The organism is Alteromonas sp. R7 (assembly GCF_055755235.1).
Genome location: NZ_JBVTQX010000001.1, coordinates 419,107 through 433,486, shown reverse-complemented (window position 1 = coordinate 433,486; position 14,380 = coordinate 419,107). Strand labels below are relative to the sequence as shown.

Below are 14,380 nucleotides of genomic sequence, written 5' to 3'. Positions count from 1 at the left end.
ACAAATAGCCGATTATTACCTGTATTTGCAAACACCTTTCTTAAACAATTAAGAAAACACTTGCGTATGAGTAAAACAACTACTATTGTTAAAACGTTGTAAATAATAAAACCTTTGTTTAACACACTCAGCAAGGTATGACTCATGAAGCACACCAGTACGTTTAAACCTGCGTTAATCGCTATTTCTATTACCGCCGCCCTTAACAGCGGTTCAGTAGTAGCACAAGACACACCAGACGACGAACAAGTAGAAATTATTCAAGTTTCGGGTATTCGAGGCTCTTTGATGCGCGCCCAAGCGGTGAAAATGGACAACGACTCCATTGTTGAGGCCATTTCCGCAGAAGACATTGGTAAGCTTCCAGACTCTTCAATCGCAGAATCACTTGCCCGCTTGCCAGGCCTATCAGGTGAGCGCGTAGGCGGACGAACGTCTGGTATTTCGGTACGTGGCTTCAAAGAAGACTTTACCGGCACCTCGCTGAACGGACGAGAGCTTATCGGTATTGGCGATAACCGTGGCGTAGAGTACGACTTATACCCTGCTGAAATCATGACAGGTGCCACAATTTACAAAACCTCTGACGCTTCGCTTATTGTCCAAGGTATTGGCGGTACAGTAGACTTGCAAACAGTACGTCCTCTAGCAGCCCAGGAAACCCTTACCGTCACTGGGGTCTACGAACTTGGTGGCAACGATTCAGATAATCCAGAGTTCGACAATAGCGGCAACCGTTTTGCTCTTTCCTTTGTAGAAAAGTTTGCAGATGACACGGTAGGTCTCGCACTTGCCATTGCATCAACGGAGTCCCCCAGAAACGAGAGAAAATACGGTGTTTGGGGATATGGTGAGAATGACGATGGTCAGGTGCTTCCGTTTGGTTTAGACACTCAGGCCATTAGCCGCGTGCTAGAACGCGACACGATTTCAGCCATTCTTCAATGGCGTCCCACCGATAGACTAGACATTGTTTTTGATGCGCTAGATATTGATTATTCCGACTCAGGTGTGATTCGCGGTTTCATCGAACCCTTCGCTGCGGCAAATGTAAGTGGTACAGGCATTAACAACTCGGGCACGCAAGTTAACGCGAATCCAGTACTGCGTACAGATCCCGCGCAAAAAGATGGCGAGCTTCAAACCTTCGGTTTAAATATCAAATACGACATAACCGATGAGTGGTCTCTTACTTTAGATGTGGCAGACAGTGAGTCGAACAAACGTGACTTGCGTGGTGAATCATACGCTGGTTTAGCGCGTTCTGGTGCGCTCGGCGAAGGGCAATTAGGTTCACGTCAATTCGAAATGAGCACTGATGGTATTTACTTTACCGGCAGTAGCAGCCTTGATGCATTCTCTGATCCCACCATGTTACAGCTTGCGGGTCCTCAAGTTTGGGGGGGCGGTATGGCTAACATTGCCGATCAGTTTACCACCGATGTTTTACAGGCAAATGGTCAACCTTACAGCTATTTCAACGCCCAAGACGGCTTCCTGAACTTTGCTGATTTTGAAGAAGAGTTGACCACAATACGTTTTGAGGCAGTTGGTTATGTAGATTGGGGAATCTTCAACACTTTTACGGCCGGCGTAAACTATAGCGACCGATACAAAGCAAAAGATAACAAAGGTTTCTTCGCAACCGCTTCATCTTATCCATTTTCTGAAGCGATCCCTGAGCAGTATCTGTACAACGGCTTAGCTGACTTAACCTGGGCTGGCATGGGTTACGTTGTAGCCTACGACGGCTTTGCCCCTTACAACGATGGTGAATATACGCTTAATGATGCAGGGCTTCTAGAGCCTGATCGTTTAGGTGATACCTACACCATTGATGAAGAAGTCACTACATTATACGCCCAGCTAGACTTTGAGACTGAAGTTCAAGGTTTCAATGTAAAAGGTAACGTGGGTGCACAATATGTACAAACGGACCAAAGCTCAACGGGTTTCATTGGTATTGTAGGCCCGAACTTTGCCGTGTGTGACGACGATGGCAACGAAGTGGTTGATGCGGACTGTATTATTACCGATGGCGATGATTACTCTCACTTCCTCCCTAGCCTGAACGTAAGTGTTGAACTTAATGAGAATCGCTATTTGCGTTTTGCGGCATCGAAAACCATTAGTCGAGCACGTATCGACCAAATGAAAGCATCGGGCTTTGTTAAGTTTGATCAAAATATTGAACTGATTGCCACAGAAAATTCTGAGGCAGCGGTGAGAGAGTTCGGGTCGCCTTGGTCTAAATTTACAGGTAACCCAACCCTTCGTCCGTTAGAAGCCAACAACTTTGACATTTCATTTGAAAACTACTTCGATGAAGAAGGTTATGTCTCAATTGCGCTTTTCTATAAAGATTTGGTTAATTGGACCCGCGACGGTAACCAGCTTATTGATTTCACGAACGACGTGACCAATGACGGTGCTAACTACTTCATCCCTGGATTCCATGACAGGATAGTGGACGTTGCGGGTAACTACGGCCCGCAAGACACGCCTTACGAAGTGGGCGATTTAGTAACTCCGCCAGACCAGGGCTTCTATTCATTCTTCGAAGATGGCCTAAAAGGTGAAATGAAAGGGGTTGAGCTAACGGCCAATGTTCCTTTGAGAATGCTCACTGACTCTCTGGATGGATTTGGTATTGCCGCTTCTGCGACAATCCTAGATGCGGAGCTTGAAGATGGAACAGCCATTCCAGGCCAATCAGACAATACGTACAGCATTACAGCGTACTATGAGATGAACGGCTTTGAGATTAGGGTTGCGGCAACCGATCGTTCTGAGTTCCTTACGTATCAGCGTGGAGGTTCAAACAAAATTGAGCCTGCAACTCGTAACGCCGTTACCCAAGTCGATGCTCAAATTAGCTACGATTTTGCAGATAGCGGAATTGAGTACTTGGAAGGGCTAAGAGTGTCGTTACAAGGCGTAAACCTGACTGATGAGAAAGAAGAAACCATTGATGATGCGGGCATTGTTACGCTCCGCCGCGAGTTTGGTCCTTCTTATATGCTAAACCTCAACTATTCGTTCTATTAAAAGGGACCATCCCTTTTGAACGCACGAAAATAATGGCACGCACCTTTAGATAGTGGATACGTGCCTTGCATTACTGCCATGTAAAGTGTGGCAGTAATGCGCAACTCTGATACTGTTTAATTTCACCCTTCTTTTATTGCAGAGCCTTTAATGACAACACCACACCGAATTGTTATTGCTGGAGGCGGCACAGCAGGTTGGATGGCTGCCAACCTTTTAGCTCACCGCTGGGCTAATCAAGCTGTGACCATCACACTCATAGAATCAGAAGACATTGGCACTATAGGCGTAGGCGAAGGCTCGACACCTACTCTCAAGCGTTTCTTTCAAACTCTTGATATTCCTGAGTATGATTGGATGGAAGAGTGCCAAGCAACGTATAAAGTTAATATCAAGTTCACGGGCTGGAATGGCAATGATTCACACAGCTATTCTCACCCCTTTATTAGCCAGTTAGATGTTTTTAGTGAACGGGCATTTCACGTTAACGCCTTAACCAGAAGACTGGGCCTCGATGTTGAAACTCGACCTGATAAGTTTCTTATGGCTGGGTATTTGGCAAAGAAAAACCTTGCCCCTCTTCCCTCACATAATTTTCCATTCGATATAGAATACGGCTACCACTTTGACTCTCTAAAACTTGGACGATTTTTACGCGAGCGCGCTAAAACAAAAGGCGTATATCACGTTGTTGGTAATATTGAATCGGTGCATACCTCACCATCTGGCGACATTTCACATCTCGTCTGTCAAGACGGACAAAAACTTGATGGAGACCTGTTCATAGATTGCACGGGTTTTTCGGGGCTCCTTTTACAAAAGACGCTAGGCGTACCGTTTAGGGACTTTAGTGACAACCTATTCAATGACTCGGCCGTTGTGTTGCCTACACCAGCATGCGCTAATTTACCGGTTGAAACTGAATCGGTTGCCATGTCGAACGGTTGGCGTTGGCAGATACCGCTTCGCAACCGCACGGGAAACGGGTATGTGTATAGCCAGGAGTACCAAGAGAAAGACGCTGCAGAATGTGAATTACGACGCGCATTGGGGATGGAAAATACCGACGTTGAAGCAAAGCATTTATCTATGCGTGTAGGTCAATGTGAAAGGCACTGGGAGAAGAATTGTCTTGCACTAGGCTTGTCGCAAGGGTTTATTGAACCTTTAGAAGCAACCGCACTACACCTAGTTCAAACGAGCATCGAGCTATTCGCGGACAACTATTCTTTCAACGAAACAAGTGCTCAACAGAGACAGGCGTTTAATCAGGAAGTTTCAGAGCGCTTTGAACGCGTCCGAGATTATATCGTATGTCATTACAAGCTAAACGGGCGCAACGACAGTGACTATTGGAGAGACAACAGAGCTAACATGAAGCTGTCCGAATCACTGCTTAGTTTACTTGATGTGTGGTACAGAAAAGGGGATATTGTTGAGGAAATAAAGCGGCAAGGTATTGGTCGACATTTCAGCACTACGTCGTGGCACTGTTTGTTGTCTGGCTATGGTGTATACCCGCCACCGGCACTCAATCAGCCCGCTTCTTTGAAGGAAAGCGGCGATCTTTTTGAAGAAAAGAAGCTTGCCGCATTTTTTAATCGCTGCTCGTTAAACTTTGATAAGCAATCTACCTTATTTAACGCGGGCTGAACCTCTTGGCTCAGCCTATACCGTCTCGCCGACTTGCAATTCAAAAGGCAGCGTACTCTTTGCTGTTACTTGATTAAGCAGTGCTTTTGTTGCTTCTACGCCTTTGCCACTGCTGGATTGGCAAACTGTAGTAAGACGCGGGCGCGCACGCTCGGCTTCCCCAATACCATCAAACCCTGTAATTTTCAGCTCTTCCGGTACCTTAATATTCATATCCAAGGCTAAGTGAAGTAGCTCAAGGGCTATAATGTCACTCATACACAAAACCACATTAGGTCTTGGAGAGCTGGTCAGTACTTCTTTGGCAGCCTGTCTTGCAAAGTGCCTGTCACTTTCTGGAAGGTGCCAAATACGCTCATTGCTTACCGTGATGTTCTTTTCTTCAGCGGCCCTTAAATAACCATCAAGTCGACGGTGTGCAATTGAGCTGTCTACGTCAATCAACGGACTATCGTAAATACGACATGTAGAAGGCGAGTCAATCAGGCGAAGCCCAAAGATTGCCACATTGTCACCTTCATTTAACGCATGAGACGCAACGCGATAGGCCGCCTCTTCGTTATCAATATTAATAGATGGCTTGTCTTCGATATCAAAGTCAACGGTGACCACAGGTTTTGGCGACACTGCCAACTCCGCTACCAAGTTGCTGTTGCGCGGTTGTCCGTAACAGATAAAACCATCAACAAAATCTACAACATCAAGAATGCTGTCAGAGTCGCCCGCGTACAGTAACAAATGCTTGCCATTTTCTTGAAGCGCAGAAGAAACACCTTTAATAAAAGTACTCGCGACGGGGTCACTCACCATATATGAAATGCTGTCGGCTAATACTAAAGCCACAATATTTGATGTGCCCTTTCTGAGAATCTGTGCCGCTTTATTGGGGCCGCTGTAACCAATCTTTTTGCACTGCGCTAAAATCTCTTCGCGCTTCGCTTTTGATAATTGGTCAGGGCGGTTAAATGCATTTGAAATGGTTGCCGTTGAAACGCCCAACTGTTCAGCAACATCTTTTAGGGTAAGTTTTGTTTTATTCATTATTTTTAGCTCTTTTCACGAAACTAACCACCCAGATTTAAAAACAAAAAAGGGTAGCAAGCGTGCGCTCTGACTACCCTCTGACTATATCATTAACTTAAACGTTTAACGCGTGAAATTTAGCGCTAATTCGATGAGTTGTGTAACAAATTGCTCAATGGCTTAATTTTTAGAGATTTTCGCTCTTAGCGCGTGCCAAAGATTTTGTCTCCAGCATCTCCTAATCCCGGTAGGATATAGCCTTTCTCATTCAACCTATCATCGATTGCGGCGGTAAAGATATCAACATCAGGGTGTGCTTCAACAACGGCTTTAATGCCTTCAGGCGCAGCAACAAGGAATAGTCCCATTATTCTTCGACACCCTTTCTTTTTCAGAAGGTCGATTGTTGCAATCAACGTACCGCCTGTTGCCAGCATTGGGTCAACAATCAGTGCAGTACGTTCATCTATGTTTTTTACTACCTTGTCAAAATAGGCAACTGGCTGCAGTGTATCTTCATCACGGTACAGACCGACTACACTAATCTTCGCATTTGGAATAAGTTCCAGTACGCCTTCAAGCATACCTAGGCCTGCACGAAGAATAGGGACAACAGTTATTTTCTTACCTTTAATTTGTCTTACTTCTACCTCATCTCCCGACCAACTTTTAATCGTCGCTCTTTCCGTAGGCAGTGTTCGCGTTGCTTCATAAGTCAGAAGGTTCCCTACTTCAGAGGCAAGCTCGCGAAAGTCTTTGCTGCTAATTTTAGCGTATCGCATAAGCCCTAGTTTGTGCGCAATAAGCGGGTGGGTAATTTCGTGAACGGCCATGTAAGACTCCTTGTAATCGATTTAGCTATATTTTAACCCAGAAGTATTTTAGTTAAAGCGATTAGTCGTAAAAATATGTTTATTCAATGCTTTAAAACGCCACATCAACGCTAGACAGAGTGGATAAATGCTATAACCTATTGCGTAGGCTATAGCCACAGTTCGTGGCGCAATTCACGATCAGGAATGTATAGCGCTCGCTATGAATTGTCGTAGTTACGCGCTAATGAGATCGATTGAGAAAGTTTCAGGAAGTTCAATTTTCTCAAAACAGCCGAATCAAACTTACTATTCAAACCATGTTTATCTATGTCAAAAGGAATTGTTTATGCATTCTTACGCTAAACGTTTTCGCTATTTTGCTGTAATGGCACTGAGTTTCTGTGCCCATAATGCCTTTGCACAATGGGAGCAAATCACTCCTGAAAATGAGGTGGTGGTATCAGTACCTGGCGGCGGTGAAAAAACCGTGTACCCATCATGTTCTCTTCCCGCTTTACCGGGACCAGAGGGGTTAGCCCCCAACCCATTCTCGTTTTATTTCGAACAAGGAGAAAGTGATAACCTACTTATCTACTTCAATGGTGGCGGCGCCTGCTGGGACAGTGCCACTTGCTTAGCGTCAATGCAGCTTGAGTTTGACGACAACCCGATGTCGCGAGCCGCTTATAACCCATCAGCCGTAATCGAAAATACGCCATTTATTTCAGGCGGAATATTTGAAGATACACAAGAGAACCCTTTTCAAACTTGGTCAAAAGTTTTCATTCCCTACTGTACTGGCGACCTACACTTAGGCTCAAAAGACACGCAGTACGTTGACGAGCTTGGTATCGTTACAGGTCTACCTGGTGCCGAAGTTACTTTAAAGCACCGTGGTCACGACAACGCGCTAGTTGTTATGCAATGGATTAAAGAAAAACTGAACAACGATGATTTATCACCCAACAAAGTGCTACTCAGTGGAAGCAGTGCGGGCGGTTATGGTGCAACGTTCAACTTCCCCTACTTCCAATCGCTGTTTGGTCGCACAAAGGTTGCCCTCTTCGCTGATGCGTCGCTTGGTGTTATATCCCGAGGCTTTACGCAAACAGTACTAAACTATCAAGGGCCATGGGGGATAGAAGATACACTACCACGTAATTTCCAATCACTGATTGGCAATTTTAACCATCTAACGCTCAATAAGCAGGTGATGCTGCGATTAGCTTATCAGTACCCTTGGAACCGTTTTGCGCAATACTCAACAGGAACCGACATTGTTCAAATTCAGTTTTCTAAAATCTCTGATCAGGTCTCTAGAGGTAATTTAGACCCAACAACATGGGGTGTAACAGAATCTGATTTAGGCTACATACTTGGCTGGCAGCTTCAGGCTAATGCGTCACTTCATGCGCTGTCAGCTTTCACATGGAATTATCAATTTTACCTTGGTGAAGGCACCTGTCACATGGTGCTAAACGATTTTTGTGAAGATAATGCCTTCCCAGTATCCTCACCTAGCCCATTTTATAATGAGCAGAGTGCGCGGGGCATTTCCTTTAACGAATGGCTACACACGTTTGCTACGTCGCGCCGCTTTAGAGAAAATAGCGCGGCATACTATCACTAGGATACGTAGTGCGAACTTGTATTAAAAAGTAATCAATAACATGGCAAGTCCAACCCAGCAGTGGTTGGATTAGCCATATTTATACCTGCGGTAACACGCAGCGATTACGAACATTTTAAGTCTCGCTGAGTGGGTAATTATCTATGAGGACTGGTATTACAACTAGGATTTGTCGTTCCTTGCTGTGCATTTATGCAGCAACAAATTAACACGCCCTACTACCCTACTTGTAAAGTAGCGCCATCAGGCATAGTTACTTCAATTTTCATGTTCCCGCCAACCGCAGCTAAATATGCAGCCGCACGTTGAAGTGAAACGTCCTGAATACGTTTTGATTCCAACTTACTTACACCAGAAGCTGTGACCGATAACGCCATTGCTACTACTTCCTGTTTAACTCTGTGCTGCTTTCTGATGTCACCTAGTGTGATTTCTTTCATTGTCTTTTACCGAGAATTACGGGCATTAAAAAAGCCCAGATGGTGATACCTTCTGGGCTTTTGCAAAACGTTCTACCTGCAGTGCCCAGAAGCCAATACTTGCCCCTGAACACCGACGGTCAGGTGCAATCAGTAATTAAAATTATAAAAATAACCAGTTGAAACGTTTTGCATGATAATTCTCTTTTCACAATGTGCTTGTACAAACGACCCTGTGCCGCGACTAAGCTAAATGTTGAGGCTTCGGTGCTTTTCTAAAACTCAGCAGCGGCCTTCTGTCACTTATCCTTAACCATACCATGTAGATAAGCAATAGCAATGACTTTCCAAAAAGGAAAGTGCCTAAAGCATGCTATGAGTGCGTGATTAGACAAGAAATGCCTTTAAAAGGCTACGCTATCACCCACCGCCGCTTTCTTCAGTGATGCAAGAAAATTGGGGACCTGGTCGTTTCCTTCTTCAGGAGACCAGCTTGCAAAGCCTTTATCATCGGTGACTTCGTAAGGACCCTGTTTAACTTCCATGAAAACTACTGGGCTATGACACACCGTTGCGTGCCAGGTATTAGGAGGAATCTCAATTCCGCTGGTCTCTCCACCAGCCGTTAGCGTCACTCTGTTTTCAACGTCGCCATCGTCGCTGAAAAATAGAATGTCTAACTCGCCCTCTACCACCATGAAGAACTCCCACTTATGAGACTGTACATGTCGATGAGGCCGCACGTAGGAGTCAGGCATCATTGCAATAAACAAACGCTGTACCATGTCGGTATAAGATTTATGTACGTTCAAATTAGCCCGTCGGCGAGGACTTTCCTCAGCCGACTGTTTAAGCGTTTCAAACAACGCCTTGTCAAAATACTGAATCTTATCCAACATCACACCCTGTCTATTATTGCGATCGTAATTTAAAGCGTATCGCTCCTCCCCCCGATGGCGCAAGCTTTAATGACAAGACATCAGCAGACGTCACTACCTTTTTCTCGATGTTCATTGCGTAGGGGTTTGTTTTCCAATGCGCTTTCTCTCCATCCAGATAGAACTGCGCTTCATACTGCTGACCTTCCTCTAGAAAGGTTAGCGGTAGTGATAACTCTCTGGCTTCTTCATTCGTAATTGCACCAACATACCAATCGTTTCCAGAGTAGGATTTGTGCTTGCTCGCTTTACGCGCCATTACAATATATTCGCCCACTTCCCCTTGAAGCGCTTTACTATGAGACCAATCTGTGGGGACGTCTTTAATAAACTGAAACGCCGGTAAATTATTCTCATAATTACGAGGCAAGTCTGCTGCCATTTGGATAGGGCTGTACAGCACTACATATTGGGCCAGTTGCTTGGCAAGCGTTGTTTGAGGGCGCATAACCTCTCCTTTGCCCCACTCTATTCCGCCGTCATTTTTTCTTATGTAGTCAAAATTGAAGATGCCAGGTGTGAAATCCATCGGACCAGCGAGCATGCGAGTAAACGCCAACATGGGAATATGGTTAGGCGGATTAGGTGCCGCCCACCCTGAGTTGTATTCCTGACCACGAGCGCTTTCTCGCGATATCCAGTTCGGATAAGTACGGCGAAGGCCGGTATCTTTTACCGATTCATGAGTGTTGATAGACAACTGATATTTCGCAGCGGTTGTGACGTTTTTAATGAAATGATTTACCACGTCCTGGCTGTCGGTATATTCATAGCGCAGTACGTTGTTGTCGTCGCGCACTTTGAGATTTTGGCCATGGGCAACATAGCCCGTTTTAATTTGAGAAACCCCCAGCTTGTTGTACAGGGCAAAACCGTCTTCCATCTGCGCTTCGTAGTTGGTTATTCCTCCTGATGTTTCATGGTGTCCTATTAACTTCACGCCAACTTTCTCGCCGTAGCTGGTCACCGCTTCAATATCAAAGTCTGGATAACTTTCTGTGAAAGAAAATAACTCTGAATTCGCTATCCAATCACCATCCCAACCTTTATTCCAACCTTCAACCAATACACCATCAAAACCGTGTTTAGCGGCGAAGTCCATGTATTGCTTTGTGCGCTGAGTAGTAGCACCATGCTTGTCTCCAGAGCCCCACGTATACTCATCAATGTGCATTCCCCACCAAATACCTATGTATTTTCCTGGTTCAACCCAGCTCACGTCACCGAGTTTATTTGGCTCATTAAGATTCAAAACAAGGTATGAATTAATCAAATCCGTTGCGTCATTTCCTAACGTAATGGTGCGCCATGGGGTAACAAAACTGCCAGTTTTATGCACCAAACTCCCGTCGTGACGAGGTGCCAGCGACGCTGTAAAACGCCCTAACTCTTGTCTTTTAAGGCTCATACCCGCGTAATCAACAAGGGCAGCTTCATGAATAGCGACATGAGTGCCGTTTTCATACTTCACAGTGAATGGCGTGTGAGCGGTGTGAACGTCTTGCAGATTAGTGGATTGATAAACATATTCATATCTATCTCGACCATGGGCAGGGATCCAAAACGCTTTTGCTTGATGAGAATCGACTAAGTTAAATTCAGTCAGCTCTCTAGTAATTATGCGATTACCGCTTGCAGGTAGCTCGTAGCGAAAGCCGATACCATCGTTAAAAACTCTGGCTCTTACAAGAAAAGTGCGGTCTTTATCGCTAGGGTTATAGAATTTGACCAAAAGCTCATTGTGGTTGTCGCGAATGTTTCGCTGCTCTCCCCACGGCTGCTGCCATGTTTGATCCACCGTATTCCTGCTTATCTCTTCTACTTTAAAGTCGCGATATAAAGGGGCGGCTTTTGCAAAAGTAAAACCAAGCTTACCGAGCCCTAAAACGGGTTCTCCGTTAAATGACACCCGATATTGCGCTAATTCGCCATCATCTGTGAACGATAACTTTACTTTTTTATCTGGGGAGAGAACCGACAACTCATTAGCTATTGAAGGCAAGGAGACGGCCAATAGAAGGAGCAAAAATACGCGCATAAAATATCCAACAAAAGTTGTTAACCTAATGTTAGTATCAAGTAATAGCGAATTTTTGCAACCTATTTCTTAATCGATTAAGTCTATTTTTTGGTTAGCGCTTATTTTTCTTCATCCTACGGCTTTGTTCTTGACGCTTCTCTTCTCGTTTTTCTTTCCGATCTTTCTTATCCGGCGTTAACGAGCCTGTTTTGAATTTTGCTTTACGCTTGGCTTTCGCTTCAGCTTTCTTCGCCGCCTCAAGTGCCATTTCTTCTTTTTCGACTTCCAGCATTTCTGGTGTCTCAAGGGTTATTCGCCCTAACTTACCCGACTGCAGTTCTTTAAGCAGGATCTCGCATATTTTATGAAGGTTTACACGACCACCCGCTTGAATTGCCCCACGCGTTTTGGCGGCGGCTTCCAGAAACTCTATTTCAGTATCTGGCAACTCGTCCAGCTTGTAGCGCTCCTTCATTACCTCTGGATACGCTTTAATGAGGTAATCTGCCGCAAAAAAACCGACATCGTCGTATTCCATGGCAGTATTTTTAACAGCGCCCGATGAAGCTAACCGATAAATTGAATGTGGGTTTTCAAGCTTAGGCCACAGTACTCCCGGTGTATCAAACAAGATAATACCGCTGCCTAAATTTATGCGCTGCTGGCTTTTCGTTACAGCGGGCTCGTTGCCTGTTTTAGCAATGATTCGCTCGGCCAAAATATTAATTAGCGTCGATTTACCCACGTTAGGTATACCTGTGATCATAGCTTTAATTGCTTTTGGCTGACCTTCTTTATACGAACAAATGCTTTTAACCAGCTGCATGATTTGCTTGCTGTTGCCCGGGTTATCGCTAGAGGTCGTGATCGTCTTCACGCCGCGCTCTTTCTCTAAGCTCTCCTGCCAGCGCGCAGTAATTTCTGGGTCTGCCAAATCATACTTATTAAGAATTTTAATACAGGGCTTATCGCCGCGTATTTTTGCAATTTCGGGGTTTTCACTGGAATATGGAATACGCGCGTCAAGCACCTCAATAAGAATGTCTACTTGATTAAGCGACTCTTTAATTTCTTTCAGGGCCTTGTGCATATGCCCTGGGAACCATTGTAATGCCATGGTTGTTTCCTATCGTAATCGAGTTGAGGGGAGTGTGCTTAACGGGTTAATTCATAAGCGCAGATATTCACAGCGCTGGCTAAGTTTAACGAGTCAATCTTACCGCTTCCCGCAATGGTATACGCCGTTGCGTTTAGCTTTGATAGTGCCTCAACAGGCACGCCACGGGCTTCGTTACCAAACAGATAACACTGATAATCACCAAAGGTGTTAGAGGTGATATTACTACCATTCATATCCAAGAAAGCGAAACGTTCGAACCGCTCGCCTAGGCTTTCAAGCGCCACGTTTAATTCCATGTTTACATGGAAAATAGCCCCCATACTTGAGCGTACAACTTTCGAGTTGTATGGATCTACGCTATTTGGGCTTAGTAATAATGTAAAATCCCCAAACCACGCTAGCGTTCTTAGTATGGTGCCTAAGTTGCCAGGGTCTTGAACTTCATACAAATAAATGTACTTTTCGGCACTGGATTTGTTTGCTGAAATGCTGGTTTGTGACCGCTCTGAATATAACGCGGAGTTAGGAAGTGGAACGCGAGCAATAATACCTTGAGGTGACTTAGTATCGCTGAGTTGCTGCATTTGTTGAGACGATACCGTTTCTACCTTCATATTAGAGACTGAAGAATCAAGTTTTTCTTTCAGCCACGCCTCATAATCAGCTGTCACATAAAGGGTTATATCACCTAATGTACTGCTGTCATGCTGAGCAACATTAATTAACTCTAAAACTAAGTGCTCTCCTTCCACCAAATAGAATCCGAACTGCGTTCTAAATTTCTTTTGATGAAGCTTTTTCACGTCACTTAGTTTCATTTGCACTGCCCTTTTTATAACTTTCGGCGCAAGTGTAAGGTATGAAACCCAAAACGCAAAGCGGCAACGCTTAATAGTGAAACAAATAATGAGAGAAAAAGATTGTAGTGGAGAAATACAGGATAAAGGGGAGTATCAAAAAGGCGTTTCAAATATACTTGTAAACGCCTTTTTAATTACCGAGATACCAAGACACCTAAAGCGTTCCAACGTTTGCGTGGCTCACCAATTGGAATACATAAGCAGGCCTCTTCTTTTTCACTTGGTAAAATCTGACATACAACATTTGCACTTTTAAACTCGTGAGCAAGTTCTGTTGCAAATATTTCCGTCACACCTTCCACCAGCACAAACTCGTTTTGCTTTTTCAACGCTGTAGCCAACTCTTCTACCGCTTTTAGTGAAAGCGGCCATAATGTACGCAATACTCTTAACGATGCAACTGAGGTGATATCGCCACCAAGAATTTGTACTTTAAACATTGAATTACTCGTCTAATGTTGTTGCTTCTTGAGTATCATCACTCGTTGACGCTAATGACGTGCCAGCGGCAAATCCACCTGCGCCTGCTAAACCAATACCAACGACACCAACTCCGATTTCACCAAGCGTTGCAGCGCCCGCAAGAGCAATGGGCACAGTTGCTAACCCTGCTGTGCCAACAATGGCAATACCCAAACCAATCATAGCAATGCCAACGCCTAGCTGCTCCCAACCATCAAAGCCGCCGGACACCATTTCAATTTCACTTGTATTTAACTCTTTCATTTACATTTCCTTGTTTTATTAGGCTTCCATTCGAAGCCAAAAACAGGGTAAAAAATGAAATAACAAATAGAAACTGTTCGATGGACGGGTTTTAAAACACTTAAGAGCTAACGCACCGTCCAAACTGG

At 44.7% G+C, this 14,380-nt stretch carries 12 protein-coding genes; 3 read left to right on the top strand and 9 right to left on the bottom strand.

The window, feature by feature from the left end; translation table 11 throughout:
• The first annotated feature begins 144 nt into the window (after window positions 1-144).
• Together AC0J2X_RS01820 and AC0J2X_RS01815 are read left to right on the top strand one after the other, a co-directional pair.
• On the top strand, window positions 145-3,048 hold the full coding sequence (locus AC0J2X_RS01820) for a TonB-dependent receptor (RefSeq protein ID WP_416022392.1): 2,904 nt from the start codon (window positions 145-147) through the stop codon (window positions 3,046-3,048).
• A 150-nt stretch (window positions 3,049-3,198) separates the two neighbouring features.
• Window positions 3,199-4,701 carry a tryptophan halogenase family protein gene (locus tag AC0J2X_RS01815; protein WP_472995711.1) on the top strand — a complete coding sequence of 501 codons (1,503 nt, stop codon included), beginning with the start codon at window positions 3,199-3,201 and terminating at the stop codon, window positions 4,699-4,701.
• 15 nt (window positions 4,702-4,716) lie between these two features.
• On the opposite strand, the gene AC0J2X_RS01810 is transcribed toward AC0J2X_RS01815, so the two are convergent.
• A complete protein-coding gene (locus tag AC0J2X_RS01810) occupies window positions 4,717-5,742 on the bottom strand; it encodes a LacI family DNA-binding transcriptional regulator (RefSeq protein WP_014950264.1) in 1,026 nt (341 codons plus the stop codon).
• A gap of 185 nt (window positions 5,743-5,927) precedes the next feature.
• Window positions 5,928-6,557 (bottom strand): uracil phosphoribosyltransferase, encoded by a 630-nt coding sequence (gene upp / locus AC0J2X_RS01805; protein WP_014950265.1) that lies wholly within the window; start codon window positions 6,555-6,557, stop codon window positions 5,928-5,930.
• Between the two features lie 328 nt (window positions 6,558-6,885).
• Here upp and AC0J2X_RS01800 point away from each other — a divergent pair, with 328 nt between their 5' ends.
• On the top strand, window positions 6,886-8,169 hold the full coding sequence (locus tag AC0J2X_RS01800) for a pectin acetylesterase-family hydrolase (RefSeq protein ID WP_039228476.1): 1,284 nt from the start codon (window positions 6,886-6,888) through the stop codon (window positions 8,167-8,169).
• A 218-nt stretch (window positions 8,170-8,387) separates the two neighbouring features.
• Here the strand turns inward: AC0J2X_RS01800 and AC0J2X_RS01795 are convergent, their stop codons facing one another.
• The 7 genes from AC0J2X_RS01795 to AC0J2X_RS01765 form a co-directional block, all read right to left on the bottom strand.
• The gene (locus tag AC0J2X_RS01795) at window positions 8,388-8,609 is read right to left on the bottom strand and encodes a helix-turn-helix domain-containing protein (RefSeq protein WP_014950268.1); all 222 of its coding nucleotides are present in this window, start codon (window positions 8,607-8,609) and stop codon (window positions 8,388-8,390) included.
• A gap of 383 nt (window positions 8,610-8,992) precedes the next feature.
• Entirely contained in the window at window positions 8,993-9,487 is a 495-nt protein-coding gene (locus AC0J2X_RS01790; protein ID WP_061486293.1) for a WbuC family cupin fold metalloprotein, read from the bottom strand.
• 13 nt (window positions 9,488-9,500) lie between these two features.
• The gene (locus AC0J2X_RS01785; protein ID WP_061486295.1) at window positions 9,501-11,564 is read right to left on the bottom strand and encodes a glycoside hydrolase family 97 protein; all 2,064 of its coding nucleotides are present in this window, start codon (window positions 11,562-11,564) and stop codon (window positions 9,501-9,503) included.
• Window positions 11,565-11,658: 94 nt separating this feature from the next.
• On the bottom strand, window positions 11,659-12,663 hold the full coding sequence (gene ylqF, locus AC0J2X_RS01780; protein ID WP_014950271.1) for a ribosome biogenesis GTPase YlqF: 1,005 nt from the start codon (window positions 12,661-12,663) through the stop codon (window positions 11,659-11,661).
• 38 nt (window positions 12,664-12,701) lie between these two features.
• Window positions 12,702-13,484, bottom strand: coding sequence for a TrmH family RNA methyltransferase (locus tag AC0J2X_RS01775; protein ID WP_061486297.1), 783 nt, complete (start codon window positions 13,482-13,484; stop codon window positions 12,702-12,704).
• Window positions 13,485-13,660: 176 nt separating this feature from the next.
• Entirely contained in the window at window positions 13,661-13,966 is a 306-nt protein-coding gene (locus AC0J2X_RS01770) for a hypothetical protein (protein ID WP_014950273.1), read from the bottom strand.
• Between the two features lie 4 nt (window positions 13,967-13,970).
• Window positions 13,971-14,252 carry a hypothetical protein gene (locus tag AC0J2X_RS01765; protein ID WP_014950274.1) on the bottom strand — a complete coding sequence of 94 codons (282 nt, stop codon included), beginning with the start codon at window positions 14,250-14,252 and terminating at the stop codon, window positions 13,971-13,973.
• Window positions 14,253-14,380 lie beyond the last annotated feature (128 nt).

Excerpts from the sequence above, each read along its gene's own strand:
- AC0J2X_RS01820 (WP_416022392.1), top strand. The coding sequence starts at position 145 with ATGAAGCACACCAGTACGTTTAAACCTGCGTTAATCGCTATTTCTATT.
- AC0J2X_RS01815 (WP_472995711.1), top strand. The coding sequence starts at position 3,199 with ATGACAACACCACACCGAATTGTTATTGCTGGAGGCGGCACAGCAGGT.
- AC0J2X_RS01810 (WP_014950264.1), bottom strand. The coding sequence starts at position 5,742 with ATGAATAAAACAAAACTTACCCTAAAAGATGTTGCTGAACAGTTGGGC.
- upp (WP_014950265.1), bottom strand. The coding sequence starts at position 6,557 with ATGGCCGTTCACGAAATTACCCACCCGCTTATTGCGCACAAACTAGGG.
- AC0J2X_RS01800 (WP_039228476.1), top strand. The coding sequence starts at position 6,886 with ATGCATTCTTACGCTAAACGTTTTCGCTATTTTGCTGTAATGGCACTG.
- AC0J2X_RS01795 (WP_014950268.1), bottom strand. The coding sequence starts at position 8,609 with ATGAAAGAAATCACACTAGGTGACATCAGAAAGCAGCACAGAGTTAAA.
- AC0J2X_RS01790 (WP_061486293.1), bottom strand. The coding sequence starts at position 9,487 with ATGTTGGATAAGATTCAGTATTTTGACAAGGCGTTGTTTGAAACGCTT.
- AC0J2X_RS01785 (WP_061486295.1), bottom strand. The coding sequence starts at position 11,564 with ATGCGCGTATTTTTGCTCCTTCTATTGGCCGTCTCCTTGCCTTCAATA.
- ylqF (WP_014950271.1), bottom strand. The coding sequence starts at position 12,663 with ATGGCATTACAATGGTTCCCAGGGCATATGCACAAGGCCCTGAAAGAA.
- AC0J2X_RS01775 (WP_061486297.1), bottom strand. The coding sequence starts at position 13,484 with ATGAAACTAAGTGACGTGAAAAAGCTTCATCAAAAGAAATTTAGAACG.
- AC0J2X_RS01770 (WP_014950273.1), bottom strand. The coding sequence starts at position 13,966 with ATGTTTAAAGTACAAATTCTTGGTGGCGATATCACCTCAGTTGCATCG.
- AC0J2X_RS01765 (WP_014950274.1), bottom strand. The coding sequence starts at position 14,252 with ATGAAAGAGTTAAATACAAGTGAAATTGAAATGGTGTCCGGCGGCTTT.